This is a genomic window from Moraxella canis (genome assembly GCF_034424565.1).
Lineage (GTDB): Bacteria > Pseudomonadota > Gammaproteobacteria > Pseudomonadales > Moraxellaceae > Moraxella > Moraxella canis.
In genome coordinates this window covers 1,931,881-1,957,075 of the sequence record NZ_CP139961.1, presented here as the reverse complement: position 1 = coordinate 1,957,075, position 25,195 = coordinate 1,931,881, and the positions used below count along the sequence as shown (strand labels likewise).

Annotated in this window: 23 protein-coding genes, 3 tRNA genes and 2 pseudogenes; 14 read left to right on the top strand and 14 right to left on the bottom strand. The window is 44.5% G+C overall.

All coding sequences use genetic code 11. The features are described 5' to 3' along the window. Positions 1 to 93 precede the first annotated feature (93 nt). A pseudogene (locus U0021_RS08880) lies at positions 94 to 678 on the bottom strand (IS1595 family transposase); the annotation flags it as partial. A gap of 492 nt (positions 679 to 1,170) precedes the next feature. Here U0021_RS08880 and U0021_RS08875 point away from each other — a divergent pair. The 3 genes from U0021_RS08875 to U0021_RS08865 are packed head-to-tail and all read left to right on the top strand — an operon-like array spanning position 1,171 to position 2,574. After that, positions 1,171 to 1,695, top strand: coding sequence for a helix-turn-helix domain-containing protein (locus tag U0021_RS08875; protein ID WP_114801061.1), 525 nt, complete (start codon positions 1,171 to 1,173; stop codon positions 1,693 to 1,695). Then, the gene (locus U0021_RS08870; RefSeq protein WP_162816833.1) at positions 1,692 to 1,952 is read left to right on the top strand and encodes an IS3 family transposase; all 261 of its coding nucleotides are present in this window, start codon (positions 1,692 to 1,694) and stop codon (positions 1,950 to 1,952) included. The genes U0021_RS08875 and U0021_RS08870 overlap by 4 nt, the downstream gene beginning before the upstream one ends. After that, complete coding sequence (locus U0021_RS08865) at positions 1,933 to 2,574, top strand: IS3 family transposase (protein ID WP_327037473.1); 642 nt, start codon at positions 1,933 to 1,935, stop codon at positions 2,572 to 2,574. Before U0021_RS08870 ends, U0021_RS08865 begins: the two co-directional genes overlap by 20 nt. Positions 2,575 to 2,691: 117 nt before the next feature. Here U0021_RS08865 and U0021_RS08860 read toward each other — a convergent pair whose 3' ends face one another. Continuing rightward, the gene (locus U0021_RS08860; RefSeq protein ID WP_114801248.1) at positions 2,692 to 3,747 is read right to left on the bottom strand and encodes an ATP-binding protein; all 1,056 of its coding nucleotides are present in this window, start codon (positions 3,745 to 3,747) and stop codon (positions 2,692 to 2,694) included. A gap of 260 nt (positions 3,748 to 4,007) precedes the next feature. Between U0021_RS08860 and U0021_RS08855 the strand changes: the two genes are divergently transcribed. Further along, complete coding sequence (locus U0021_RS08855) at positions 4,008 to 6,683, top strand: DUF637 domain-containing protein (protein WP_327037472.1); 2,676 nt, start codon at positions 4,008 to 4,010, stop codon at positions 6,681 to 6,683. Positions 6,684 to 6,704: 21 nt separating this feature from the next. Here the strand turns inward: U0021_RS08855 and U0021_RS08850 are convergent. The 4 genes and pseudogenes from U0021_RS08850 to U0021_RS08835 all read right to left on the bottom strand — a co-directional run bounded on the left by U0021_RS08850 (position 6,705) and on the right by U0021_RS08835 (position 9,930). After that, positions 6,705 to 7,354, bottom strand: a pseudogene (locus U0021_RS08850) (IS1595 family transposase). 277 nt (positions 7,355 to 7,631) lie between these two features. Then, complete coding sequence (locus U0021_RS08845) at positions 7,632 to 8,828, bottom strand: Y-family DNA polymerase (RefSeq protein WP_327037471.1); 1,197 nt, start codon at positions 8,826 to 8,828, stop codon at positions 7,632 to 7,634. Positions 8,829 to 8,887: 59 nt separating this feature from the next. Next, a complete protein-coding gene (locus tag U0021_RS08840) occupies positions 8,888 to 9,502 on the bottom strand; it encodes a LexA family protein (protein WP_205276531.1) in 615 nt (204 codons plus the stop codon). A gap of 134 nt (positions 9,503 to 9,636) precedes the next feature. After that, positions 9,637 to 9,930, bottom strand: a complete 294-nt coding sequence (locus U0021_RS08835) for a hypothetical protein (RefSeq protein ID WP_227538698.1) — start codon at positions 9,928 to 9,930, stop codon at positions 9,637 to 9,639. Here U0021_RS08835 and U0021_RS08830 point away from each other — a divergent pair. Then, a complete protein-coding gene (locus tag U0021_RS08830) occupies positions 9,854 to 10,012 on the top strand; it encodes a helix-turn-helix domain-containing protein (protein WP_227538697.1) in 159 nt (52 codons plus the stop codon). The genes U0021_RS08835 and U0021_RS08830 overlap by 77 nt on opposite strands. A gap of 337 nt (positions 10,013 to 10,349) precedes the next feature. Here the strand turns inward: U0021_RS08830 and U0021_RS08825 are convergent. The 6 genes from U0021_RS08825 to U0021_RS08800 form a co-directional block, all read right to left on the bottom strand. Next, positions 10,350 to 10,425, bottom strand: a tRNA-Gly gene (locus U0021_RS08825). Between the two features lie 56 nt (positions 10,426 to 10,481). Continuing rightward, the gene (gene thiI, locus U0021_RS08820) at positions 10,482 to 11,924 is read right to left on the bottom strand and encodes a tRNA uracil 4-sulfurtransferase ThiI (RefSeq protein WP_114800466.1); all 1,443 of its coding nucleotides are present in this window, start codon (positions 11,922 to 11,924) and stop codon (positions 10,482 to 10,484) included. A gap of 119 nt (positions 11,925 to 12,043) precedes the next feature. Continuing rightward, positions 12,044 to 13,225, bottom strand: a complete 1,182-nt coding sequence (locus U0021_RS08815; protein WP_114800465.1) for an acetyl-CoA C-acetyltransferase — start codon at positions 13,223 to 13,225, stop codon at positions 12,044 to 12,046. A 46-nt stretch (positions 13,226 to 13,271) separates the two neighbouring features. Continuing rightward, positions 13,272 to 13,901, bottom strand: coding sequence for a CoA transferase subunit B (locus U0021_RS08810; protein ID WP_114800464.1), 630 nt, complete (start codon positions 13,899 to 13,901; stop codon positions 13,272 to 13,274). A 29-nt stretch (positions 13,902 to 13,930) separates the two neighbouring features. Further along, positions 13,931 to 14,632, bottom strand: a complete 702-nt coding sequence (locus U0021_RS08805) for a CoA transferase subunit A (protein ID WP_114800463.1) — start codon at positions 14,630 to 14,632, stop codon at positions 13,931 to 13,933. Between the two features lie 52 nt (positions 14,633 to 14,684). Beyond that, a complete protein-coding gene (locus U0021_RS08800; protein WP_114800462.1) occupies positions 14,685 to 16,025 on the bottom strand; it encodes a short-chain fatty acid transporter in 1,341 nt (446 codons plus the stop codon). A 253-nt stretch (positions 16,026 to 16,278) separates the two neighbouring features. Between U0021_RS08800 and U0021_RS08795 the strand changes: the two genes are divergently transcribed. From U0021_RS08795 to rimO, 4 genes are all read left to right on the top strand, one after another. After that, positions 16,279 to 16,761: a glutathione peroxidase gene (locus U0021_RS08795; protein WP_114800461.1), complete on the top strand. Its 483-nt coding sequence runs from the start codon at positions 16,279 to 16,281 to the stop codon at positions 16,759 to 16,761. Between the two features lie 247 nt (positions 16,762 to 17,008). Beyond that, a tRNA-Val gene (locus tag U0021_RS08790) sits at positions 17,009 to 17,084 on the top strand. Between the two features lie 4 nt (positions 17,085 to 17,088). Continuing rightward, positions 17,089 to 17,165, top strand: a tRNA-Asp gene (locus U0021_RS08785). 202 nt (positions 17,166 to 17,367) lie between these two features. Next, complete coding sequence (gene rimO / locus U0021_RS08780) at positions 17,368 to 18,870, top strand: 30S ribosomal protein S12 methylthiotransferase RimO (RefSeq protein ID WP_227538695.1); 1,503 nt, start codon at positions 17,368 to 17,370, stop codon at positions 18,868 to 18,870. A gap of 136 nt (positions 18,871 to 19,006) precedes the next feature. Here the strand turns inward: rimO and U0021_RS08775 are convergent, their stop codons facing one another. Together U0021_RS08775 and U0021_RS08770 are read right to left on the bottom strand one after the other, a co-directional pair. Next, positions 19,007 to 20,254: an aminotransferase class V-fold PLP-dependent enzyme gene (locus U0021_RS08775; RefSeq protein ID WP_114800460.1), complete on the bottom strand. Its 1,248-nt coding sequence runs from the start codon at positions 20,252 to 20,254 to the stop codon at positions 19,007 to 19,009. Between the two features lie 58 nt (positions 20,255 to 20,312). Beyond that, positions 20,313 to 20,972, bottom strand: a complete 660-nt coding sequence (locus U0021_RS08770) for a 2OG-Fe dioxygenase family protein (RefSeq protein WP_114800459.1) — start codon at positions 20,970 to 20,972, stop codon at positions 20,313 to 20,315. A 279-nt stretch (positions 20,973 to 21,251) separates the two neighbouring features. Here U0021_RS08770 and U0021_RS08765 point away from each other — a divergent pair, with 279 nt between their 5' ends. The 5 genes from U0021_RS08765 to U0021_RS08745 all read left to right on the top strand — a co-directional run bounded on the left by U0021_RS08765 (position 21,252) and on the right by U0021_RS08745 (position 25,167). Further along, positions 21,252 to 22,001 (top strand): YebC/PmpR family DNA-binding transcriptional regulator, encoded by a 750-nt coding sequence (locus tag U0021_RS08765; RefSeq protein ID WP_114800458.1) that lies wholly within the window; start codon positions 21,252 to 21,254, stop codon positions 21,999 to 22,001. A 112-nt stretch (positions 22,002 to 22,113) separates the two neighbouring features. Then, positions 22,114 to 23,655, top strand: a complete 1,542-nt coding sequence (ilvA, locus tag U0021_RS08760; protein WP_114800457.1) for a threonine ammonia-lyase, biosynthetic — start codon at positions 22,114 to 22,116, stop codon at positions 23,653 to 23,655. Next, entirely contained in the window at positions 23,607 to 24,038 is a 432-nt protein-coding gene (locus tag U0021_RS08755; protein WP_205276529.1) for an ASCH domain-containing protein, read from the top strand. Before ilvA ends, U0021_RS08755 begins: the two co-directional genes overlap by 49 nt. 245 nt (positions 24,039 to 24,283) lie before the next feature. Then, positions 24,284 to 24,685, top strand: a complete 402-nt coding sequence (locus U0021_RS08750; protein ID WP_114800455.1) for an RNA-binding S4 domain-containing protein — start codon at positions 24,284 to 24,286, stop codon at positions 24,683 to 24,685. 5 nt (positions 24,686 to 24,690) lie between these two features. After that, entirely contained in the window at positions 24,691 to 25,167 is a 477-nt protein-coding gene (locus U0021_RS08745) for a low molecular weight protein-tyrosine-phosphatase (protein ID WP_114800454.1), read from the top strand. Positions 25,168 to 25,195 lie beyond the last annotated feature (28 nt).

Below are 25,195 nucleotides of genomic sequence, written 5' to 3'. Positions count from 1 at the left end.
TAATCATAAAATATTGATATATAAAGAGATTATTTAAGATAAAACAAGGTTATTTGGAGAAAAATAGTCGCCCGAGATTGCCAAGGTTGGGGTTTCTTTGATAAAAAGATGAAAGTGTTTATTGTCAATGTCATTGTACTTTCTTAAAACACGCTTGGCTTGCGACCAAAAGTTTTCAATGCCGTTGATGTGATTATGGTCTTTTGCAAATTCTTTGGAATGGTTAATTCTAACATGCTTAAAATCACTGACATCAAGAGCATTGTCACTACGATAGCTATCAGTATGGACAATGCTGTCAGGCTTGATTTTGCTTGTGATGATAGGCATGAGTGTGTTAGTCTTGGTGTCTTTAACCACAACCACAAAGACTTTACCGTTGCGTTTTAAAAGACCGAAAACAGCTGTTTTACCACCAGCTCTGCGACCACGCTTGCCTTTACGAATACCACCAAAATAGCTTTCATCAAGCTTTATTTCGCCATCAAACAATTCTTTAGCCTCAAGATTAAGATGGTATTCCATCACAAGTCTGATTTTATGGTAGAATAAAGCTGCTGAATTTGGGTGTATTTGTAGCAAATCAGCTGCCGAACGAGCAGTCACTTCAAGTACAAAAAAAAATTCAAGCAGTCTTTTTTGTACTTTTTTACTGAGTTTACAATAGGTTATCTTCATAAAACTAGTATAACATGAGAGTTATTCTAGTACAGACCCTAAATAAAATTCTATTGATATGGGTTTTATGCGACTCGGTAGTGTATCAATGGGGTACAGCCTATTGAAAACAAATCACTTTGACAAAAAAGCTAATCAAACAAGCAGATTAACAAGCTAAAAACCATATTCGTAAGTTTTGTGACGCCGATATCACCTAATGCCGTCAGAATTTGGGGGTAGTTATAACGATTTAATGGAGCATTGGCGAAACGACCTAAAATACCCAGCCAAGGTAGTAAATTTACTAACATCCAAGCGCTTTTAGATAGATAGCATGAATATTGATGCCATTGTAAAAGCAGTAATTGATGATATCAACTTAGCCAACCATGTAGCAAAAGTAATTAATTAGTAATTATTTTGTAGTTACAAAATGACATAAAAATCAAAGAAAAAAGCAGCCAAAGTGAACCGCACCCCAAAAGTTAGACAACCTTTGGGGTGTTTTTCATGACCAAATACACAATGGACTTTAAACTGTCCGTCATTCAACATTATTTAACAGGACATAGTTACCACAGCACAGCCAACGCTTTTGGTATTAAACGCTCTATCGTCCAAAACTGGGTGAGTCTCTACCAAACTCATGGCATTGATGGTATTCGTATCAGAAAGAGCAAAGCCATTTATTCACCAGAATTTAAACACTCGGCAGTATTACAACTACTCTTTGGTAAATCCATGCCAACAGTTGCCACCGAATTAAACATCAGCAGCCCAAGTGTGCTCCATCAATGGTTAAAAGCTTATCAAACTCATGGTATCATGGGACTTACTTCCAAACCCAAAGGCAGGCAATCTATGCTAAAGACCAATCAAGCAAGCCAAACATCCAAACCCGATGAACAAAAAACCCATGCTGAATTGATTGCTGAACTACAACACTTACGCATGGAGCTTGATGTTTTAAAAAAGTTAGAAGCCTTGGAGCGTCAGCAAAGAAAAAGCAAATCATCACCAAGAAAATCACAGTGATTGACGAGCTAAGGCAAATTTATCCACTAAAACAATTGCTGGTTTATCTTGGTGTTGCACGAGCAACATTCTACTATCATCTAAAGCAACTTGCCAAGACTGATAACCACCAAGCCATCAAAGATACAATCCAAAACATCTACCACACCCACAAAGGCAGATATGGCTATCGGCGTATTACCCTAGCACTCAAGCAGTTAGGCTTTGTTATCAATCATAAAAAAAGTACAGCGGCTAATGAACGAGCTTGGGCTTAAAGCAGTCATTCGTCGCAAGCGAAGCAAACACAGCACTTACCGTGGACAAGTAGGCAAAATCGCTGATCATGTTTTAAACCGTGATTTTAAAACAGACAAGCCCAATCATAAATGGGCAACGGATGTCACTGAGTTTAAAGTGGTGGATGAAGAAGGCAATACAAAAAAGCTTTACTTATCGCCCATCATGGATTTGTTTCATGGCGAGATTATCAGTCATCAGATGCATAGCAGTCCAAATGATGGCTTGGTTGCTAAGATGCTTGATAAAGCACTAAAGCGACTGCAAGCAGATGGCAATCGCAGTAACCAACAACTCATTTTACATTCCGACCAAGGCTGGCATTATCAAATGAATAATGACCAACAAATCTTAAAAGACAATGGCATTATCCAAAGTATGTCAAGAAAAGGAAATTGCTTGGATAATGCAGTGATAGAGAGTTTCTTTGGTGCGCTAAAGCAGGAAATCTTTTATGAACAAACGAAGTTTAAAAGCCTTGATGAACTTAAAAAGACGATTGATGAGTATATTCACTACTACAATCATGATAGAATAAAGAGCAAATTAAAAGGACTAAGTCCTGTACAGTACAGAACTCAGTCCTTGATTCAACCTTAACCGTTAATCTTAGTATCTAAGAAATGGGGTGGGTATCTATTTTGATAAATGTCTTTGCCGCTTACTTTAAAGTTATAAGCAATATAGAATTAAGTGACATGGGATTATATCCTTGCTTTAGAAATCATACAGAATCGCTGGCTCGTAGTCGCCATGAGCATTTTTAATAACCAATTCTTTCTTCTCAAGCTTTCTAAGCTGACCTTGCACGGTCTGAGCGGATACAGAGTCCACGCCTAGTCGTTCAGCAATAATAGAACGTGTTTTTGCGCTGTATAGTGATTTATGGTTTTCAGAAATCAGTTGCAAAATGATTTTTTCCAAAGCTGTTAATTCAGGCATACCAACAGTGGCACGTTCAAGAATTTTAGTAAACTCCTCGAGTTTGACCTCGAACACCTGCTCCAAGGTAAGATTAGGGTTTAATATCATTTCCTGAATCATCGTTCTAGCGAATAATGGTGTATGCCCCAATGCGGCAAAGTAAGAAAAGAATTTTTCTTTATCTATAGAGCTGCCTGTTCTTTGTTCATAAATATCAGCTAAGAAATCGGTAAATTCTTTACCGAAAATTGGAAAGTCAATTTGATGCGCAAAATTAAAGAACGGGGCTTTATAGTCATTAAACATGGATTTTAGACCATGCGGACTACTACCGGTAAAGATAACCTTTACTCGGTCTCGATGGATATCTAATCCAGTTCGCAAAGAGCCTATTAAGTCTCTCATGTCGGATTTTTTAGCCATTTCTTGAGCTTCATCAAGAAGCATCAATACGGGTTTGTTGGTTTTAGCCATACGACTGATATAACCACTGACACTGCTTGGTGGCGGGGGTGCATCCACATTCCATTCTAGGCTGGCACCAAAAAGCTCAATCTTTGTTAATGAATTAGCTTTCTTATACAGTGGTGATTCTATCTCAGCTAAGAAGGTAGCTAAAGCGAACATGAAGTGTTCACGGGTTTGGTTGGGCTGGTCCATGAAGCTGTAATAAAACACAGAAAACCCTTGTTCTTTGGCAATCTGGGTGATGTCATTATCCAAGAATTGGGTTTTGCCCATGCGTCGTGGGGCAAATAAGGTAATTGCATGTAATATATTGGAGTGTAGGTTGTCAACCAACCGCTCAGCTAATTGCGTTCTATTAAAATATAGCGGGTCTCGAATCATGAATAAAGCTCCTTGCGTCCTTTTGTTTTATACTAAATTATACAACCAATGTATAAATTATACAATAAATATATAATTTATATTGTACGTGTATAAAAATGTATAAATGCAAGTCTGCTGCCAAAAGAGCTGGCGCATGTGGTCGAAAGTGACAAATCAGTGCTAATCAAACCAGTAACACCAAGCAAGCATCCATCGATGCACAAAGCCTAAATACCAACACCCTGACCAACACCGACAGTAAAATCGCCTTAGATGAGATGCACTGGCAATTAACCAGCTTTGACAACAGCAAAGGCAGCATCACTGCCAAAGATGGCATGGTGATTGGCAGTGAATCTACCATCATCAACACGGGTGGTAGCCTAACAAGCGGCACCGATATCACACTTATCGCCAAAGACAGTATTATCAATCAAGACGGCACCATGACCGCAGTCAAACAAGCAGATATCACTGCCAAAGAGTTACAAAACGGTGGTGCCATCACGGCTGATACACTTACCATCACCCAACTGGCAGACTATACCCACACCGATCAAGATAAGCTTGTTGCCAATCGCTTAGCGTTTACAACAAGTGGTAAGCTGATTAACCAAAGCCAATTGACCGCAGGTCAAACATTAACACTGAATGCCAATCACATTGATAACACGCAAGCAGGTATCATCACAAGCGGCAATCATACACAGATTACTAGCCAAACGGATATCACAAACCAAGGCTTTCACAATGGCGATACGACCATTGTGAAAGCCAATGACACCATCAACAACCTTGCTGGTGGTCGTCTCTATGGCACACAGCTTGCCATCCAAGCTGACACGCTCAATAATACGCCAGCCAAAACCACCAATCAACAAACCAATCAAGAAAATGACCATCACACTGCCCCTGTCATCGCTGCCAGACAGCGTCTGGATATTGGTGTTAATCACTTAAACAACCACCCCAACCCTGACAGATCAGGCAAATTCAACGAAGATTTCGACAATCAAGCTTTAATCACAAGCTTGAAATGGCTTGGAGCAACTGTTGATAAAGGCGATCATACCCACACCTTTGATCAGGTAGATGCCATCACCACCACCTTGCAAGCCAAGAATATCAGCACCAAATCAAATGGCTCAACGCTGCTAGAGGGTACGCAGTTTCATTATTCTGACAATGCGACTGTGGTTAGTGGTGGTAAGCTATACCTACAAGCCGCCATCTCAGGCACCTCTGAACACACTACCAGTAATGATAACTATGTCGTCTGGCAAAAGACTGAGGATAGTGGTAGTATTAAGCAAACTGCCACACTACCAAGCTTTGTAGGCAATAATACACCGACCATCATCGCTTTAGATGGCGTAGAGATACAAATCCCCACCTCTCAACAAGAGCAAAAGGCAGGCACCACGCTACAAGAGCAAATCGATACCCTCATACAACAGCCAGAGTACAGCTATTTAAATCAGTTTATTGATAGAGAAGACACCCTCTGGCAAGAGATTATCCTAGCAGAAGAAAGCTGGGATTATAAGCAAGAAGGGTTGACGCCTGCTGGTGCTGCCATTGTGGCGATTGCAGTTGGTATGGCAACGGGTGGTACAGCCAGCGGTATCGCCGGCACCGTCGCTGCTAATGTGGGCAGTCAGACTGTCGGAGCAATGGCAGGTGCTGCGTTTAGTTCGCTTGCGTCCCAAGCTAGCGTTAGCTTGATTAACAACAAGGGAGATGTTGAAGCGACTCTCAAAGAACTTGGTTCCAAAGACAATGTCAAACAACTCACCCTTGCCATCGCAAGTGCTGGCATTAGCCATAAGATTGATAAGGGCTTGGGGTTAAAAGGCATAGATATCACCCAAACAGGCTTTGACCAAAGATTGGTGAAAGCCATTGCCGATAGTACCAGTACAAGCTTGTTACAGACCGCTGTCTATGGCAGTGATTTTGAGGAGAATCTCAAAAAGAACCTTAGAGTGCAGTTCACCGCTGTCGCCACTCAAGACACTTTCTCAAATATCGTCAAAGATTTTGACAGCGACACGCTAAGTGACAATATTGCTCATAAGATTGCCGCAGGTCTGACAGGCTGTCTATCTGCCAAAGCTGCTGGCAATGATTGTGATGCCGCCGCCATCGGCGCTGTCGTTGGTGAGATGCGGGGTGATTGGCATACCGATAATCCAAACACCCTAACCCAAGATGAAAAAGATAAACTCATCAATCAAGCCAAACTGATCGCAGGCGTCACCGCTGCCTATGCTGGTGAAGATGTTAATGTGGCTGCTGATATGGCGGCAGAGGCGGTGAGGTGGAATGCCGTAAATAAGGAGTTGGTCGGGACAGTAAAAGATTTTGAGAATCTACTAAACAATTCCGGTCGCAAAGTTGGGTTGTTTCAGGGCAATGAAGCTCATCTTTATCTCTTATCATTGAATGAAACCAGTTGGATGTTAGAGCCAACACAGACAGGTTACTTTAACAATAAAGCATCTAGATATATCTATACAAAAAAAGGTGGTTGGATTGATATGGTTCATTTCTTATTTTATGCTAGTGAGGCATATAATTACAAGATTCAAATAAAAACAAATCCATCATTTGTTTTTATGGGATATACAGATAGTCAAATAGTTGATCAATCAATTAACCATGCTGTTAAACAAGGCTATATTCAGGAACGTATAGATAGTATTAAAGCACCTCATTCTGCTTATTCGTATGAAGACTTACCATCCGACTACTTTGGGGCAGTTTTCGGAGCCAGTTTCTTCAATCCTAATTCAACCTTAACTTTTGGTCAGCAAATATCTAGCTATTTAAATAATCACTTAATAGCAACCCGCCCTGAGACTGCACCGAACTATAAAGATCTTCCAGAAAAGGATGTGGGAAAACATTCAGGAATAACTAATAAAACAATAAAACCGTTATTTGCAAAATAAATAAGGGGCTGTCCTAGATAACTAACCCAAACTACCCTTAACTAATTGTTTTAAAATGGAAATTTGAGATTTAAGGTCGCTGTTATTAAAACGCCATTCGCATTCTTTAAGATAAAGCTCAAAGTGTTCTTTGGGAACACCGTTAAATTTGCGTAAATGGCGTTTTGCCTGATTCCAAAAATTCTCAATTCCGTTAATATGATTTTGTTTTTCTGCAAAGTGCGTACTGTGATTGATTCTAAAGTGGTTAAACTCACTGACATCAAGCACATCATAGCTTTTGTAGAAATCTGTGTAAACAATACTGTCAGGCTTTACTTTTTCTCGTATAATGGGCAATAAAGTGGCTGACTTTGTGTTGGGTACGGGGCGGTATAAACCTTGCCATTACGCTTTAATAAGCCAAATACCGCAGTCTTACCACCTGCACCACGACCACGCTTACCTTTGTGTGTTCCGCCAAAATAGCTCTCATCAGCTTCAACTTCGCCATCTAGCATTTCCAGGTGCTGACTGTGTTGATAGATGAGTAGGCGTAATCGGTGAAAATAGTAAGCAGCTGTTGTTTTATTTACATTGGCTAATTGAGCTGCCGTTCTTGCAGTAACACCTGCAACAAACAGCTCAATGAGTTTGTTTTGTTTGTACTGACTTAGACGACTTTTTCTCATTGGGTTATTTTAACCTAAATGGAGTTTTTAGTCATTATCTAGGACAGCCCCATTAATAAACCTATTTTTTACTAGATGATAAATAATTTTAGATTGCTACTACAATCCTTCACATGAAAACCTGCCTGTAGACCTATATACCCCAGATTGCCATTTAAACAACTTTTAGCAAAGTTTATTAGTTAATTTTATTAAATATAATTTAACAACATAGTGATATCACAGTTCAATCTTGGTTTATGTCCCCGATTTTTATTCACCATCAACTTTTTATCACTCAAATCACCGTGAGCACCTCATCCAATCTGGTGGTAAATCGCTGACTCATCATTGTGCGGCTCATCTGCCAGTCATCAGACAGGGTTTCGGTCGCAAGTTTGAGTGTGCCTTTGCCGTAAGTGTGGTTGATGCAGTCTAGCACTTGCATCAGTTGGGGGTTATGGTCCTCTGATGCACCAAACAGATCAAACTGATGGCGGCTGATCGGCTCAATGCCACCAAGCTCAATGCCACATTTTTTATATCCAAATCCTGGCTGATAAATCTGTTTGAGTAGATGCTGCGCCAGTTTATTGAGCACCAAATCATCACAGCTGCCCTGTGAGAGGGTCACACATTTAAAGCCGTTATAGTGACGGTTTTGATCAAAGGGGCTGGTTTTAATGAATACACTCAGTAGATGGGCTTTGGTGTTTTGCTCACGCAGCTTTTTGGCGCCAGCACTGATATGATGGCTGATGGCGGCTTGCAAGGGCATCAAATCCGTGATGGTTTTGGCAAAGCTTCGGCTTCTGATGATGTGCTTTTTGGCTTCTTCAATCTCAAGAGCTGCACAAGGTTTACCATTGATTTCTTGCCATGTTCTTTGAGTGACGACATTAAAATGATGTTTGAGTGTCTGCAGGTCAAGATTGGCAAAGTCTAGCGCCGTGATCACTCCTAAGGCTTGTAATTTTTTGGCGGTTTGCTGACCAATGCCCCATATTTGGGCAACTGGCTCACTGGCTAACGCCCTGGTTTGAAGCTCCTTTGACCAATCCGTCCAAACCACCACTCCAGCAAATTGCGCATGTTTTTTGGCCAAATGATTACAAAACTTTGCCAATGTTTTGGTTGGTGCGATGCCAACACAGGTTGGAATGCCTACCCATTGCCAAACCCTATTTTTAATCTCTTTGCCCAAAGTGTGTAACTTGGCTTGGCTGATGCCTGTTAAATCGGCAAAACATTCATCAATGGAGTAAATCTCTGTGGCAGGCACCAAGCTTTTGATGGTTGTCATCATGCGCTTTGAGATGTCGCCATACAGCTCATAATTACTTGAAAAGGCGATCACTTGACCTGTATGAACCAACTCTTTGATTTGAAAATATGGCACACCCATCTTAATGCCAAGGGCTTTGGCTTCTGCGGTGCGTGCCACCACACAGCCGTCGTTATTAGATAACACCACAACAGCTTTGTTTTTAAGCATGGGATTGAATGCACGCTCACAAGAGCAATAAAAGCTATTGCCATCAATCAACGCATACATCAGTGCTTGACTCTCATGTCTTTTAAAACATGCATCACCACACCCACAATGGCAAGCTCATCGCCCTCGCCAAAGGTGTAATTTGGATAGTTTGCTTGGCTGCTGCTATTTTCTGAATGCAGCTCCACCCCACCTTGCTTTAAAAAATGTAATCGCTTGATGGTATATTGGGCACCTAAGTCTGCCATGACGATATCACGGTGACTGGGGGTCACACTGCGATCAATCACCAGCAGATCGCCTTTGGCAATGCCAGCATCAAGCATGGAGTCACCACCACAGCGCACGATAATGGTTGCTGAACGATTGCGTACTAAGTACTCATTAAGATCAATATAATCTTCAGCATAGCCTTCAGCCGGTGACGCAAAACCTGCCGGAATGCGCTCTAAGGCAAGGGGTATTTGGATCACATCTGCCTTAGGATCGATATGCTGAGCATCAAAAGGCATACAAGCAAGGGTTTTGATGACGCCATTCAACGGTTTTTGGTGGGTTTTTATGAGCGTATCGACAATCGGTATCAGTCCTTTAGGCACACGCTTGACCACGGTTTCGCCCATTGGGTGTGGTTTGCGCCCACTGTTTGGACGCTTGCCGCCATAATTACTCATGTCGCCATCCTGAAAAAGTAACATTTTCAAGATTTTACTGTATTTAATAGGCTTTGTAAAGTCCTCTTTATAAAAATACCGCTTGCATCTTTACAAACGGTATTTGTTTTAACTAAAGCCATTAATGATGGGTCTTAAAATGACCTTACTGGGAATTGTTTAATAAAATCAGCACGTATCTCATGATACACATCGTCATAGCTGCCAGCGCTGAATGCTTGAGCATTGTCGCTCTCCACCCATGCCATCACCCATCTCCAAACTGCCAAATAGTTATAATAGCAAGGACTTACGTTTAAAAAGTAACATAATCCATGCCCTTCTTGAATGTTTAAATCGACAATCAATTCTTTGGTCAGTCTATTTGCCAGTTGCATATCACTCATTGAAGATAAGTCTTGGCTATCACAAGCGAATACTGTTTGCATTTTGTTTTTTTCACGGATTGATTTTGAGACGATTGATAAAATTTGTGAAGCGCTAGATGTGCAGGTTGGAGAGATTTTTTGAGCATGTGCCAAATTCGGAGTTAACCAAATAGGATTGCAAGTGCCAACCATAAGTACTTTAGGATTTGCAAAATGCTTATTGCTGGCAAATTACTTATTTGTACTTAAGATTGCAAAAAAAAAGGTACAAAAACGAGCTGGGGTCAAATTGGTAATTTGCACAGTGCACCGCAAAGCACCTTTGGTCACCAAAGTGGATACCTTTTGGTCACCATCAAAATCAGCGGTGACCAACTTATCAAAAGTGGTCACACAACAATAAAGATAAGCAGCCACACAAACCCTTGATTTTAAACAACAAAAAAGCCCAAATCTTTCGATTTGAGCTTTCTAAAATTTGGAGCGGGAAACGAGATTCGAACTCGCGACCCCAACCTTGGCAAGGTTGTGCTCTACCAACTGAGCTATTCCCGCTTTGTGTGGCATATTATATCGCAATTTTATTGGGTGTCAAGCATTTTCAGCATTTTTTATGCATTTAATTTGAGCACTTTGACATTATTATACCCTTGAGATAGCAGCTGCCCTGCCTGCAACCGACTCATCACGCCTTGTTGGCAATACAAAAGATAAGTTTTGGTGTCATCAAGTTTGGCAAACTGCAAGCCCAGCTTATAAAATGGCAAACAAATCACTGGCGCATCGACAGTGAGCGGTGCATCGCAAGCCTCATCAGGCGCGCGGATATCTAGCACCACCTCGCCTGACCGAACATGATCAACCACTTTGGGCATGATTGGCGCATCACTCATATCCAAGCGGCGAATGTCAAGAACCTGCGCACTTTGGATGGCATGATTTAAAATTTCAAAATCAAACCGTGATTCTTGCTCCAAAATTTTAAATTCAGAAGCTTTAGCAGTCGGTGACTTTGAGATGACACCACAGTATTCAGGCATGGATTTGGCGATATCAAATGTGCCAATTTTTTCTGCGGTTTTTACAATAGCTTCTTTATCTTCGGTAATTAATGGACGCAAAATCAGCGCAGATGACGCTTGATCAATCAAGCGCAGATTGGTCAGTGTTTGGCTCGCCACCTGACCCAATGCCTCGCCTGTGACCAGTGCTTGGATTTTCATTTGCTTGGCAATTTGACTGGCGGCTCTGACCATCATACGCTTTAAAATGACGCCCATCTGACCATCATCAACTGTCTTTAAGATCTCAGCAACAACGGGCTCAAAATTCACCGTCACAAAATTCACCTTGTGCGACAGCGAATATCGAGACCACAGATGATACGCCATTTGTTTGACGCCCAGTTCATGCCCTTGCCCGCCCAAATTAAAAAAACAATAATGGACGCGGCTACCACGGCGCATGAACATATAGCTTGAGACACCCGAATCAAAGCCACCTGAAATCAGCGACAAGACATCTTCTTGGGTGCCCATCGGAAATCCGCCAAGACCTTCAAAACGCCCTTTGACCAAAAACACTTTGTCATTTTCAATCTCAATGGCGACGGTAACCTCAGGATTTTTAAGCTTGACATAAGCACTATCTATACGCTGATTTAAGCCGCCGCCGATATAGCTCGCCGCCTCCATCGAGTCAAATTCGGTCTTGCCGCGCCGCTTCACGCGCACACAAAAGGACTTATCAATCAGTTTATCTTTATAATCTAAATAGACATATTCAAAAATATCATGCAAATCTTGGTACTTTTTTTCATCAACTTCCAAAAAATGATGAATGCCTGAAATGCACTGAAGCGCCTCACGAATCTGCAGATGCTTATCTTGATTTGTCTTGACTTCAATAAAATCCCAATGGCGAATCACCACCACTTTTTCATCAAAGTGGCGCAGCGCTGATTTGATATTATAAAATAAAATTTTGACAAAACGCTTGCGAACTGAGTCGCTTTTCATGATGATTTCAGGAAAAAGCTTGATGATAAATTTCATAACGATGCTGACTGATAAAAATCGGCTATTTTACACCATTTTTATCATTTATGATATTTACAAAAACGCAAAAAAATCACACCCTATGCAGAGCGTGATTTTATCAATCAAGCAATTAATTATTCGCGTTCAATCGCCAAAGCAAGCCCCATACCGCCGCCCACGCATAAAGTAGCAACGCCCTTGGATTTGTTACTTGCGATCATCTCATGAATCAAAGTCACCAAAATGCGACAGCCTGAAGCGCCAATCGGATGACCGATGGCGATGGCGCCGCCATTGACGTTGACGCGCTCGCTTGGCAGCTCAAGCTGGCATGATACGCCAAGCGCCTGTGCAGCAAAGGCTTCATTGGCTTCGTATAAGTCAACATCATCAACCGTCCAGCCGGCTTTATCCAGCGTTTTTTGGACAGCTGACACCGGACCTAGACCCATGACTTCAGGCTCAATACCAGTGGCTGCATACGAGACGACCTTGGCAAGTATCGGCAAACCAAGCTCCTGGGCTCGGCTTTGTTTCATAAGCATGACCGCCGCTGCGCCATCATTAATGCCCGAAGCGCTGCCAGCCGTCACCGTACCGTCTTTTTTAAAGGCGGTGCGCAGCTTAGCAAGTCCCTCCAAAGTGGTATTAGGCTTGATGTACTCATCTTGATCTACGATAATCGGGTCGCCTTTACGCTGCGGGACACTCACGGCAGTGATTTGACTGTCAAATTTACCAGCGACTTGAGCGGCGGCAGCTTTTTGCTGAGATGCCAACGCAAATTCATCTTGGGCATCACGAGTGATCTGTAGCCGTTCAGCGATATTTTCAGCAGTAATGCCCATGTGATAGCCATGATACACATCGGTCAAGCCATCAGCAATCATGCTGTCAGTGAGCGAGCCATTACCCATCTTGATGCCATCTCTTAAATGCACAAAATGTGGGCTTTGGCTCATCGACTCTTGACCACCAGCGATCACAATATCAGCATCGCCGCACAAAATCGCCTGCACGCCCATCTGCACCGCCTTAAGTCCAGAGCCGCACACAACATTCACTGTGGTTGCTGGGATTTGTACTGGCAACTGGGCAAACATCGCTGCTTGGCGTGCTGGGTTTTGACCCACGCCTGTGGTGAGCACATTCCCCATGATCACTTCGCTCACCGCCTCAGGTGACACACCTGTTTCAGCTAATAAATCACTGATCACAGCCGCCCCAAGCTTAGGCGCAGGCAAGCTTGATAACGACCCCAAAAAAGACCCCACTGCCGTACGCTTGGCAGCCACAATCACGACCGAATCTGTCATAATTATCCCCTTATCATTTCATGTATTATGATATAAATTTTATCAATCATTGAGCGATCGTCACACCGGTTTTGCTTTGTAATTCATCAAAGCTGACACCATCTGCCAGCTCAACCAATTTAAGACCACTGTCAGTGACATCCAAGACCGCCAAATCTGTGATGATGCGATGCACTACCTTTTGACCAGTTAATGGCAAATCGCAAGCCGACTTGATCTTAAATGACCCATCTTTGGCGGTATGCTCCATCAGCACAATGACACGCTGCACGCCAGCGACCAAATCCATGGCGCCGCCCATGCCCTTGACCATCTTACCAGGGATCATCCAGTTTGCCAAATCGCCCTGCTCGCTGACTTCCATCGCCCCTAGGATTGCCAAGTTCACCTTACCACCACGAATCATCGCAAACGACTGCGAGCTGCCAAAAAAACTTGCGCCAGTCTGTGCGGTGACGGTCTGCTTACCTGCGTTAATCAAGTCGGCATCGATTTCGTCTTCGGTAGGAAAGGCGCCGATGCCAAGTAAGCCATTTTCAGATTGTAGCATCACATTGACGCCCTCTGGGATATAATTGGCAACCAAAGTCGGAAGCCCAATGCCAAGATTGACATAAAAACCATCTTGCAGCTCTTGGGCAGCTCGCTGCGCCATTTGTTCACGATTCCACGCCATGACTATTCTCCTTTATGATAATACTGTAATTATGCGCTGCGAGTGGTGCGCTGCTCAATGCGTTTTTCTGGATTGGCATTGACAATGATGCGATGTACATAAATCCCAGGTAAGTGTACGCTGTCTGGATCAATCTCACCGACTTCTACCAACTCTTCGACTTCTACCACAGTGATTTTGCCTGCAGTGGCGACATCAGGATTGAAGTTACGCGCGGTTTTTCGAAATACCAAATTGCCCGCTTTGTCCGCTTTCCATGCCTTGACCAGTGCCACATCAGCGACCAGTGAGCGCTCCATGACATAGTCTTCGCCATCAAACTGTCTGACTTCCTTGCCTTCAGCGACTTGTGTGCCTACACCCGTTTTGGTGAAAAACGCAGGAATGCCCGCCCCGCCTGCGCGCAGCTTTTCTGCCAAAGTACCTTGCGGCGTCAGCTCAACCTCCAGCTCGCCTGATAAAAATTGCCGCTCAAACTCTTTATTTTCACCCACATAAGAGGCGATCATTTTTTTGACTTGACGAGTTTGTAATAATAATCCCAATCCAAAATCATCGACACCAGCATTATTGCTAATGCAGGTCAAACCCTTGACGCCTGTGTCGCGCAGTGCCACAATCAGCCGCTCTGGAATGCCGCATAAGCCAAACCCGCCGACCGCGATTGTTTGATCGTCCTTAACAATATCCGCCAACGCTGAGGTGGCGTCTTGATATACTTTATTGCTCATCATTTACTCCCTAAAATAAAGCCAGAATTGACCCAATTAATTAACAGTTACATTATCCAAAAATAATAAATAATCCACAAATCAAAATGCCCGAATAACCCAGCGCCATCAAGCAATAGCCCATGATCGCACGCGCATCAAGACCGACAATGCCAAGCAATGGCAGTGCCCAAAACGGCTGGATCATGTTCGTCCAAGCATCTCCCCAAGCGATCGCCATCGCTGTCGTCACTGGCGACACCCCAAGCTCAGCGCCAGCTGGTAGCATGATCGGACCTTGAACCGCCCACTGACCGCCACCTGATGGCACAAAGACATTGACCAATCCAGCACTCAAAAATGCCAAAATCGGAAAAGTGGATTCGTTAGACATTGCCACAAAGGCATTACTGATCTGCCCTGCCAGCGAGCTGCCGCCGTCGCTTGCCCCCATCATCAAACCCATGATACCGCCATAAAATGGGAATAACAAGACAATCCCAGCGATGCCGCGGGCACTGTCTTCGATGGCACGGCTGTAGCGCTCAGGCGTCCCATGCGCAAATAGCCCTGCAAATAAAAACAGTCCAATGACAATATTTAGCGCCAAATTAAACCCATTGGCGGCAAAATGTCCAAATAAATATACCGCTGCAATGCCCACGATGATGAGCGCAATGAACCGATTATCATCAAGTTTTTGGGCGGGTGTATCACGCAAAGGCACCTCAGGCGCTGGCTCTTGGAGCTTGGCAGGATCTGCGATGATGGGCGTTTTTGGCAGCATCAGCATATTAATGATGGGCAAGCCAATAAATAGCCCCGCTACGATGGCAAGGTTTAATGGTGAAAACAGTGTTTGGCTGACTGGAATAGCAGCAGTGATGGTCTCACCAGACAGTCTGACCAAGTCAGCACCTTCCGTCGCTAACGCCAGCGGAATGGACCCTGATAAGCCACCATGCCAAATCAAAAATCCTGAATAAGCAGACGCCACCAGCAGCGGATAATCCACACCTTTGACTTGGCGCGCCAAAGATTTGGCAAACACTGCGCCAACAATCAGCCCAAAGCCCCAATTTATCCAGCAGCCCATCAGCGCCACCACCGTCACTGTGATAATCGCTTGCTTAGGACTTTTGACTTTGGCAGCGATGCCATCTAGTAGCCGACCAATCACAGGCGCCTTGGCAAGCACATGCCCTGTCACCAAAATCAGCGCCATTTGCATTGAAAATCCGAGCAATGACCAAAGCCCATCACCCCAAAACTTGGCAGCTTCAAATACGGTTTGGTTGGTAAAAATCAGCGCGGCGACATAGACCGCCAAGGTAAGTATGATACAAAAGACAAATGGCGATGGCAGATAGCTTTTCACCATTTTAACTGATAGGTCAGTGAGTATGCGAAACATGATCAGATCCTTTGATAATAGCCAATAAACCTTAAAAATCCTTGGATTTATTCGCCTAACAGCAATTAATGAACGCTGATGTCTAAAATTCAAACCTAACTGTATCGCAATTCACATCCTTTGACAAGTGTGCACCTAAAAAAAAATTTCGCACAAAATTTGTCAAGTCATCCATTGATACCATCTAAGATCAGTTTGTGTTAAGCTAAAGATCAGTATTTTTTAAACCAAACCGTGTTAACAAGGAAAGATGATGACAAGCGTCTATGACTTTAGCGCAACCGATCTGACAGGTCAGCAAGTGAATTTGGGTCGTTTTAAGGGCAAGGTTTTATTGATTGTCAATACGGCAAGCCAGTGCGGATTTACCCCTCAGTTTGCAGCTCTACAGGCGCTGCACGATCGCTATCACGCCCAAGGGCTTGTCATTATTGGCTTTGCTTGCAATCAGTTTGGCAATCAAGAACCCAACACTGGTGCGGCGATTGGCGAGTTTTGTCAGCGGCATTATGGCGCTCAGTTTTTGATGATGGATCAAATCAAAGTCAATGGTGACAATGCCCATCCGTTATTTCAGTGGCTAAAATCTCAGCAAGGCGGTGTGTTTGGTGATGCCATCAAATGGAATTTTACCAAATTTCTCATTGGGCGAGATGGTCAAGTCATCAAGCGCTATGCACCCATTACCAGACCTGAAAGCTTGACCGCCGACATCGAAAAAGCGCTAAAAATATGACCAAATGATGAAAAAAATAACTCATTAAATATCAATCACTTATAAACTTTATCCAAAATATCAGGTAATTTCACCCAAAAAGCATTTGACACTGCTGTGAAATTCTATATAATACGCACCACAACGAACGAACACAGTGAGACATCACTCACTAAGTCGTTTAAGAACTTAAAATGTTGATACCTTGACACCGTATCGAATCTTTTTCTTAAACACAGTAAACTGTTTAAAGAAAAAACACATTTTAGGGTGGTTAGCTCAGTTGGTAGAGCATCTGCCTTACAAGCAGAGGGTCAGCGGTTCGATCCCGTTACCACCCACCATATTGCAGCGGTAGTTCAGTTGGTTAGAATACCGGCCTGTCACGCCGGGGGTCGCGGGTTCGAGCCCCGTCCGCTGCGCCATTTTTAGTGTAGCTTTTATAAGCTTTTCACTTTCTCCCCAAGTCTCCCCTGGCTTGGGGATTTTTTCTTTGGTTATTGTACCCATTTTACATGACGATTGTATGACTGCCGTTCATGTTTACTATCACCCCACTGGGGCAAATATGCTAAAATATAATCTATTATCAGCCATTTAACTTTGCCAGTATCATCCGAGCCAACTATGTCAAGCCCAATTGTATTTGATCCAAAAACCAAAAGCCAAGATGCGCAAGCAAACCAGCCTGCCTATCATCATAAAGCCAACCATAACCAAAATCGCAGCATTGAGCAGGCGGCAGAAGCTGGCTTGAGCCATCGAGGTGAAGCACCCAAAATCGGCTTTGTGTCTTTGGGATGCCCAAAGGCACTGGTTGATAGCGAGCGCATCATCACCGAGCTGTCTCGTGAAGGCTATCAGGTCGCCAAGGATTATGCCGGCGCTGACTTGGTGGTGGTTAATACTTGCGGCTTTATTGAGTCAGCGGTGCAAGAATCACTAGATGCCATCGGTGAAGCAATCAATCAAAATGGCAAGGTGATCGTGACCGGCTGCTTGGGTAAAGATGCTGACAAAATCCGCACCATGCATCCTGCTGTTCTGGCGGTCACAGGCGCCCACGCATATGAAGAGGTGGTCTCGGCGGTTAATCATCATGTGCCAAAGCCAGCAAAACCCAAGCACTACGATCCAAAGATCGACCTGATTAATGAAGCCGGCATCAAGCTGACACCCAAGCACTACGCTTATTTAAAAATCTCTGAAGGCTGTAATCACCGCTGTACTTTTTGTATCATTCCGTCGCTGCGCGGCGATTTGGTCAGTCGCCCGATAGACAGTGTCATGAAAGAAGCTGCCGCGCTCAAAAAATCTGGCGTCAAAGAGCTTTTGGTCATCTCTCAAGACACCTCCGCTTATGGTGTGGATTTGAAATATAAAACCGCGTTTTGGGAAGGTCAGCCGCTTAAATCAAAATTCTACGATATGTGCGAGGCGATGGCAAAGCTTGGGATCTGGGTGCGGCTGCATTATGTGTATCCATACCCACATGTGGATGCCGTGGTCCAAATCATGGCAGACAGCATGGCGGCTTCTGGTGGCACGGGAGGCTTACTGCCCTATCTTGACATCCCCTTTCAGCACGCAAGCCCCAGCGTCCTAAAGGCTATGAAACGCCCTGCCATGAGCGAGAACACCCTTGAGCGCATCCAAGCATGGCGCGCCATTTGCCCAGATATCGTGATTCGCTCAACTTTCGTGGTCGGCTTTCCTGGCGAAACCGATGAAGATTTTGAATATCTGCTTGATTGGCTTACCAAGGCTCGCTTGGATCGTGTGGGCTGCTTTACTTATTCAGAAGTCGAAGGCGCGGTCGCCAATGATCTGCCCAATCCTGTGCCCGAAGAGATCAAGCACGCACGCTATGAGCGCCTGATGGCACTTCAGCAAAAGATCAGTGCAGAAAAACTTGCTGAAAAAGTGGGTAAAACGTTGGTCGTGTTGGTGGATGAGATCGACACCGAAGAAAATATCGCCATCTGCCGAAGCTATGCTGATGCGCCCGAAATTGACGGTCATGTCTATGTGGATAATATCGATGCCACAGTCAAAGCAGGAGATATGCTCAGCGTGGTGATTGATGAAGCAAGCGAATACGACTTGTTTGCAAGCTTTGGGTTGGCATAAGCGCACAAACACCCAAAATCTATTGGACATCAGCCCATTTATACTTATGAGACATCAAGTCTGGCAGTGTCGATAACTTGGCTTGCCAGACTTGATCAATGTCGCCAGACTTGATCGCTGGTCTTCCCTGCCCTCTTTATCGATACACTTGATCCACGCCCATATCGATCGCCGCAAACAATCGATCAATCTCATCAAAGGTCGTATAATGCAGGCAGCCCATTCTAAGCACTGATCCTGTTGGGCTTAGCGCTTCTGCTAAGGCTTGAGCATAAAAATTACCATAGCCAAGCGCGATGTTTTGCTTGCCCAAAAATCGACTGAGCGCCGCACCACTTTGGATATTGCCATCTTTGATGATATTGAACGCAAAAGTCGGCGTTCGCCCTTCTGCGCTTGGCTTACCATACAGCTTCAAAAATGGTCGTTGACCAAATTTATCCAAAATATATTGGCTTTGCTGCTGCTCATAGGTGCTCACCAAGTCATAACTGTTTGCTTTGCTGTCAGGGGTGAGTTCATCAGCTCCCGATAAGCTCGCCCAGTAGCGCATCATGGCGATAAAGCCCGCCTGCGACTCAAAAGACTGCGTGCCTTGTTCGTATGACATGGGCGGCTTATTGGTGGCAGGCGCCACTTTATAAGGGGTTAATGCTTGTAAAATCTCACGGCGCGCAAACATCATGCCCAAATGCGGACCCCCAATTTTATAAGCCGATGCAAATAATAAATCAGCCCCCAGTGCTTTGACATCAATGGGCATGTGCACCGCCGCATGGACAGCATCGATACTAAGCCAAGCACCTACCGACTGGACGGTTTTTGATAGCTGCTTGATATCAATGATCGTACCAATCAAATTAGACGCCAAGCCAACCGCCACCAGACGAGTGCGCTCATCAATCATGGACTCAGCCGCCTGATAATCGATATCATCGTGATTGGCGTTCAACGGGATCATCCGAACTTCAACACCACGCTCCATCGCTGCCAGCTGCCATGCAGAGACTTGAGAGTAGTGATCTAAGCTGCTGACAACGACATTATCACCCGCCTGCCAAGTGGCAGCAACCACACGAGATATCATGAACATCAAACTGGTTGCATTTTGCCCAAACACGATCTCATCAGCATCGGCACCCAGCCAAATCGCCGCCTGTGTTCTTGCTTGTTGATTCATCGACATCGTCTGCACGCCGGCATGATGATGGCTACCCATATTACTATTACCATGCCTAAGGTAATCCATCATCGCTTGAGTGACGCAGTCAGGCACCTGAGAGCCGCCAGGTCCATCAAAATAGATGGGCAAATCCCCATTGTCGTTGGCATAATTGAATGCCGCAAACTGACGGCGAATGTCAGACAATCGATCTTGAAGCATAACTTTTCCCTAAGACAACACATAAGATAAGACAACAGAACGCTGGATAAATCAGTGATCAATCAGATGAAAGATTTGGATTATTCGCTGTTAACACAAGCAAATCCCAATACCCAACCTGATCTTGATCGCCCACAGCCACAGCAGACGCGCTGTGCCACAGCGTACGATCATTGACGATGCAATATTCGCCAGCCTTAGGCGTTAAGGTGCTGACAGGCTTTGGCGACTGTTTATCACGCCAAATCATCAGCTCACCGCCTGATTGATTGTATCTTTGAATGGTGAAAACGCCCACATAGTCAAAGCCATCTTGATGAATCCCTTCAGGCGCCGACTCAGCAGGAGCGCTGTCTTGTTTGGCAATGATGCGCATTTGATGAATTTCAATTTGGCACACACTGGGCAACTCACACGCATCAACAAAACTTTGACAAATCTGTGCCATGCCTTCACTGTGCAGCGCTTGATCGCTCAAATTGTCGTAGACACGCACCACATCCCCTTGAAATTCATTAATATCACCTGATTGTACGAAGGCTTCGGTAGGCAGTACAGAAACCCTACCATGATCAAAGCAGATTTTGGAGTATCGACGCAGGCGATATTCGCCATCTTTATAGCGGCTGGGTGTTAATTCGTCAAAAGACGGGCGAAGGCTGATCACAGAGTCAGGCTGCAGTACGCCAAGATGCATCAGCAGGGTTTGAGTTGGCATGATAAACTTCCTTGATTTGCCTAGTGGGAATGCTCAAGCAAAGATTATCACAACTTTATTTTATCTTCAACCAAAAAATAAGTTATCAATTCAGTGACTGCCGCTCTTAAAATATTTGTGATTTTTTAGACTTATCAAAGCCTTAAAAATTTGCTAAAATTTATCTTTTTAACTTTCTTTGATCGTGTGATTGGATCCGTCAGGGATTTGGAAATGATCCAAATCTTTTGATAACATCATTTCACTTTATATTTTTGATTATTTTAGCAAAGGTGCATTATGGCAGGTCACAGTAAATGGGCAAATATCAAACATCGCAAGGCTAAGCAAGATGCGGCAAAAGGCAAAATCTTCACCAAGATCATCCGTGAGATTGTCTCTGCTGCCAAGTCAGGTGACCCAGATCCTGCCAACAACCCCCGCCTAAGAGCCGTACTTGAAAAAGCCAACGCCGCCAACATGACAAAAGATGTCATCAAACGCGCCATCGAACGCGGTGCAGGTGGCGGCGATAATGACAACATGGAAGAAATCACTTACGAAGGCTATGGCGTCGGCGGCGTGGCAGTCATCGTCGAGACCATGACCGATAATGTCAATCGTACTGTTGGCGAAGTGCGTCATGCGTTTAGTAAAAATGGCGGCAATCTTGGCACGAGTGGCTCAGTGGCATATTTATTTAGTCAGCGCGGCGAAATTGTGTTTCATGATTTAAGCCTAGAAGACAGCGTGATGGAAGCGGCGTTAGAAGCTGGCGCTGACGATATCGAAAATGATGGCGAAAGCTTATTGGTCATTACATCACCAGCAGAATTTGGTGCGGTGGTCGATGCGCTGACAGCTGCTGGACTCATCCCTGACAGCATGGAAGTGACCATGTCGCCTTCCACCACAGCCGATATTGATAACATTGACGATGCCCAAAAAGTACTTAAGATGATCGATATGCTAGAAGATTTGGACGATGTCCAAGAAGTCTATACTAATGTTAATTTTAGTGATGATGTCATGGCACAGCTTAATGCTTGATGATCGACAAGATTGGCTTAGCCAATCTTGTTTTTTATTATCAAATCCATGAGTGATTCACCATAAGTCTAAGCTTAACTGTATTAATTTTGTAGAATAACAAGGAAATTGTATGCTCACCCCTTATGTTCGCGCCATCTTGCAAGCCACCGTTTATGATGTTGCCATCCGCACACCACTTGAGCCTGCTGCCAAGCTTTCTACAAGATTTGATAATAACATTCGCCTAAAGCGCGAAGATCTTCAGCCTGTATTTAGCTTTAAATTGCGCGGCGCATATAATAAGATTAGCCAGTTATCCGACACCCAAAAACAAAAAGGCATCATCTGTGCATCGGCAGGCAACCATGCCCAAGGTGTGGCGTATTCTGCCAGTCGCTTAGGCATTGATAATTTGATCGTCATGCCAACCACCACGCCCGACATCAAGGTACAAGCGGTCAAGGCGCTTGGCGGTACGGTGCATCTGCATGGCGACAGTTTTGATGAAGCCAACCGCTTTGCCATCAATAAATCCCAGACCGATGGGCTAACCTACATCGCCCCTTATGATGATGAGCTGGTGATTGCAGGACAAGGGACAATTGGGCTTGAGCTGACACAGCAGTGGCGCGAGATAGATTATGTGTTTGTGGCGTGCGGTGGTGGCGGACTGGTCGCAGGCGTGGCGGCGTTTTTGGGGGAAGTGGCGCCGCACATTAAGGTGGTCGCGGTCGAACCCAAAGGCGCTGCTTGCCTAAAAGCTGCTTTGGCATCTGATGAGCGCGTACGCTTGCCACAAGTATCTTTATTTGCTGATGGTGTGGCAGTCGCCCAAATTGGTGAGCTGCCCTATCAAATTGCCAAACTGTCAAAATCCGATGGCTCAGGTGCGGTGATTGAGCCTGAAGTGGTGACTTGTACCAACGATGAAATTTGCGCTGCCATCAAAGACATCTTTGAAGAAAATCGCTCCATCGTTGAGACGGCGGGCGCATTGTCTGTGGCAGGCATGAAAAAATTCATCCAAACCAATGGTATCACCGACAAAAACTGCGTCGCCATCATCTCAGGCGCAAATATGAACTTCGATCGCTTGCGCTACATCGCTGAGCGCACCGAAATTGGTGAACAAAAAGAAGCGATTTTTGCGGTGCAGTTGCCCGAAAAAACAGGGGCGTTTTTGGACTTTTGTCGTGTGTTACAAGGTCGCAATATCACCGAATTTAACTACCGCATGGACGCAACCAACCCAAATAGCGCTCATGTCTTTGTCGGTATCGGACTCAAAGAAGGTCAAAAAGAGCGTGCCATCATCAGCGACATCCTAGCCAAAGGCGGCTATATCGCCCATGATCTCACCGATGACGAAGCATCAAAAACCCATATCCGCTATCTGATTGGCGGTCATGCACGCTTGGATGATGAGCAGTTATTCCGTGTGATTTTCCCAGAACGCCCAGGGGCACTGCTTAATTTCCTTGAAAAATTAGGTCAAGATTTTAACATCACCCTATTTCATTATCGCAATCATGGTGCTGCCGAAGGTCGTATCATGGTGGGCTTACAAGCCTCTAAGGGTAGCAGTCGTCAAATTTTGGATGCGCTCACCGACATCGGCTACGAGTGTCAAAGCCTGACGGACAATGTGGGCTATCGGCTGTTTTTGAAGTGATGGACATCACCACCCTGCCCCATTGGTCATTTGGCGACACTCCCCAGATGGCGGATGCGCTATTAAAGCTTGTGTTAGATGGCAAAAAAACCGCTACTTGCACGGCTTTAGATTGGCACTTAGCAGAGCCACTACCGCCTGTGGGCAGCCTACAAGTCATCACCGATGGGCAAAATATGCCTGCTTGCATTATCCAAAATACCGCGCAGTTTATCATTCGCTTTAACGAAGTGGATGAAGCTCTTGCCAAAAAAGAAGGTGAAGGTGATTTATCCTTGGCGTATTGGCGAGCAGAACATGAACGATTTTTTGAGCGATTTGGTATCTTTGATGATACAATGTGGCTAATTTTTGAAGAATTTACTGTGATTGAGATTTTATGACTTAGGTCACCAAGCTCATCATTGTAAGCTATCAGTAAAGCTTATATAGAGTGAACATGATAAGTTATCGGTATGACAGCTGCAGCATTAACGATCTCAATTCAGACGCTCACTGTCCATCAATCCCACCCATCAAGGCAAAAGCTGCACAAATAAGCTTTGCCCAAAAGTTGGGTGTATAAAACTTCAAAAGAATCCATGCAAACGACAGGCTTAAAACATCGCTATAAATTGGTAATATACCCATGACAGAACACGCTTTAACTCGAGTGCGCGCCGATAAATGGCTGTGGGCGGCACGATTTTTCCGTACTCGTAGCCTTGCCAAAGAAGCCATCGAATCTGGCAAAGTGCATATGAACGGTGCCAAAATCAAAGTCAGCAAAGAGCTACAAGTCGGCGATACGCTCACCATCCGCCAAGGACACGCCACCCGCCTTGAAGAAAAAACAATCATCGTCAAGGCATTGTCCGAAAATCGCAGTAATGCCACCCTTGCAGCGACCCTGTATGAAGAAACTGACGAAAGTAAAACTCAGCGTGCTTTTATGGCTGAACAACGAAAGCTAATGAATTTGGCGCGTCCAGACAGCCGACCTGACAAAAAGCAGCGCCGAGAATTAAATAAATTCAAACACCATTGGTAATGACTATGACCACACCACAATCGATTCTTTTTGTTTGTTTGGGTAATATCTGCCGAAGCCCATCCGCTGAAGCTGTGATGCGCACCAAACTGACTCAGCTTGTCCCTGATATCCATTTGGATTCAGCAGGGACGGCGGGCTATCACATCGGCAATCCCCCCGATCCACGCGCCATTGCCATTGGTGAGTCGCTTGGTTTTGATTTGGACAAACTGCGCGCGCGCCAAGTTTCTTGGGAAGATTTTTATGAGTTTGAGCTGATCTTTGCGATGGATGAGACCAATTTATCAGACTTACAAACCCTTCAGAAAACCGCCATCATGCATGCTGACGGTCGAGCGGTGGCACAGCTTGATTTATTTGATCTTAACGGTCAGTCGGTTGCTGACCCTTATTATGGCGATGAGCAAGACTTTAAGCAAATGTACGCCCATCTTCAGCACATTGCCGATCAGCATATCGCTAAATGGCAGCTTGATTGATCACGCTTCGACTGCGACTGATTGACTT

Excerpts from the sequence above, each read along its gene's own strand:
- rimO (WP_227538695.1), top strand. The coding sequence starts at position 17,368 with ATGTCAAGCCCAATTGTATTTGATCCAAAAACCAAAAGCCAAGATGCG.
- U0021_RS08860 (WP_114801248.1), bottom strand. The coding sequence starts at position 3,747 with ATGATTCGAGACCCGCTATATTTTAATAGAACGCAATTAGCTGAGCGG.
- U0021_RS08810 (WP_114800464.1), bottom strand. The coding sequence starts at position 13,901 with ATGGCGTGGAATCGTGAACAAATGGCGCAGCGAGCTGCCCAAGAGCTG.
- U0021_RS08745 (WP_114800454.1), top strand. The coding sequence starts at position 24,691 with ATGACCACACCACAATCGATTCTTTTTGTTTGTTTGGGTAATATCTGC.
- thiI (WP_114800466.1), bottom strand. The coding sequence starts at position 11,924 with ATGAAATTTATCATCAAGCTTTTTCCTGAAATCATCATGAAAAGCGAC.
- U0021_RS08770 (WP_114800459.1), bottom strand. The coding sequence starts at position 20,972 with ATGCCAACTCAAACCCTGCTGATGCATCTTGGCGTACTGCAGCCTGAC.
- U0021_RS08765 (WP_114800458.1), top strand. The coding sequence starts at position 21,252 with ATGGCAGGTCACAGTAAATGGGCAAATATCAAACATCGCAAGGCTAAG.
- U0021_RS08795 (WP_114800461.1), top strand. The coding sequence starts at position 16,279 with ATGACAAGCGTCTATGACTTTAGCGCAACCGATCTGACAGGTCAGCAA.
- U0021_RS08805 (WP_114800463.1), bottom strand. The coding sequence starts at position 14,632 with ATGAGCAATAAAGTATATCAAGACGCCACCTCAGCGTTGGCGGATATT.
- U0021_RS08845 (WP_327037471.1), bottom strand. The coding sequence starts at position 8,828 with ATGCTTAAAAACAAAGCTGTTGTGGTGTTATCTAATAACGACGGCTGT.
- U0021_RS08800 (WP_114800462.1), bottom strand. The coding sequence starts at position 16,025 with ATGTTTCGCATACTCACTGACCTATCAGTTAAAATGGTGAAAAGCTAT.
- U0021_RS08750 (WP_114800455.1), top strand. The coding sequence starts at position 24,284 with ATGACAGAACACGCTTTAACTCGAGTGCGCGCCGATAAATGGCTGTGG.
- U0021_RS08840 (WP_205276531.1), bottom strand. The coding sequence starts at position 9,502 with ATGAGTAATTATGGCGGCAAGCGTCCAAACAGTGGGCGCAAACCACAC.
- ilvA (WP_114800457.1), top strand. The coding sequence starts at position 22,114 with ATGCTCACCCCTTATGTTCGCGCCATCTTGCAAGCCACCGTTTATGAT.
- U0021_RS08775 (WP_114800460.1), bottom strand. The coding sequence starts at position 20,254 with ATGCTTCAAGATCGATTGTCTGACATTCGCCGTCAGTTTGCGGCATTC.
- U0021_RS08875 (WP_114801061.1), top strand. The coding sequence starts at position 1,171 with ATGACCAAATACACAATGGACTTTAAACTGTCCGTCATTCAACATTAT.
- U0021_RS08855 (WP_327037472.1), top strand. The coding sequence starts at position 4,008 with ATGCACTGGCAATTAACCAGCTTTGACAACAGCAAAGGCAGCATCACT.
- U0021_RS08815 (WP_114800465.1), bottom strand. The coding sequence starts at position 13,225 with ATGACAGATTCGGTCGTGATTGTGGCTGCCAAGCGTACGGCAGTGGGG.
- U0021_RS08865 (WP_327037473.1), top strand. The coding sequence starts at position 1,933 with ATGAACGAGCTTGGGCTTAAAGCAGTCATTCGTCGCAAGCGAAGCAAA.
- U0021_RS08835 (WP_227538698.1), bottom strand. The coding sequence starts at position 9,930 with ATGCAAACAGTATTCGCTTGTGATAGCCAAGACTTATCTTCAATGAGT.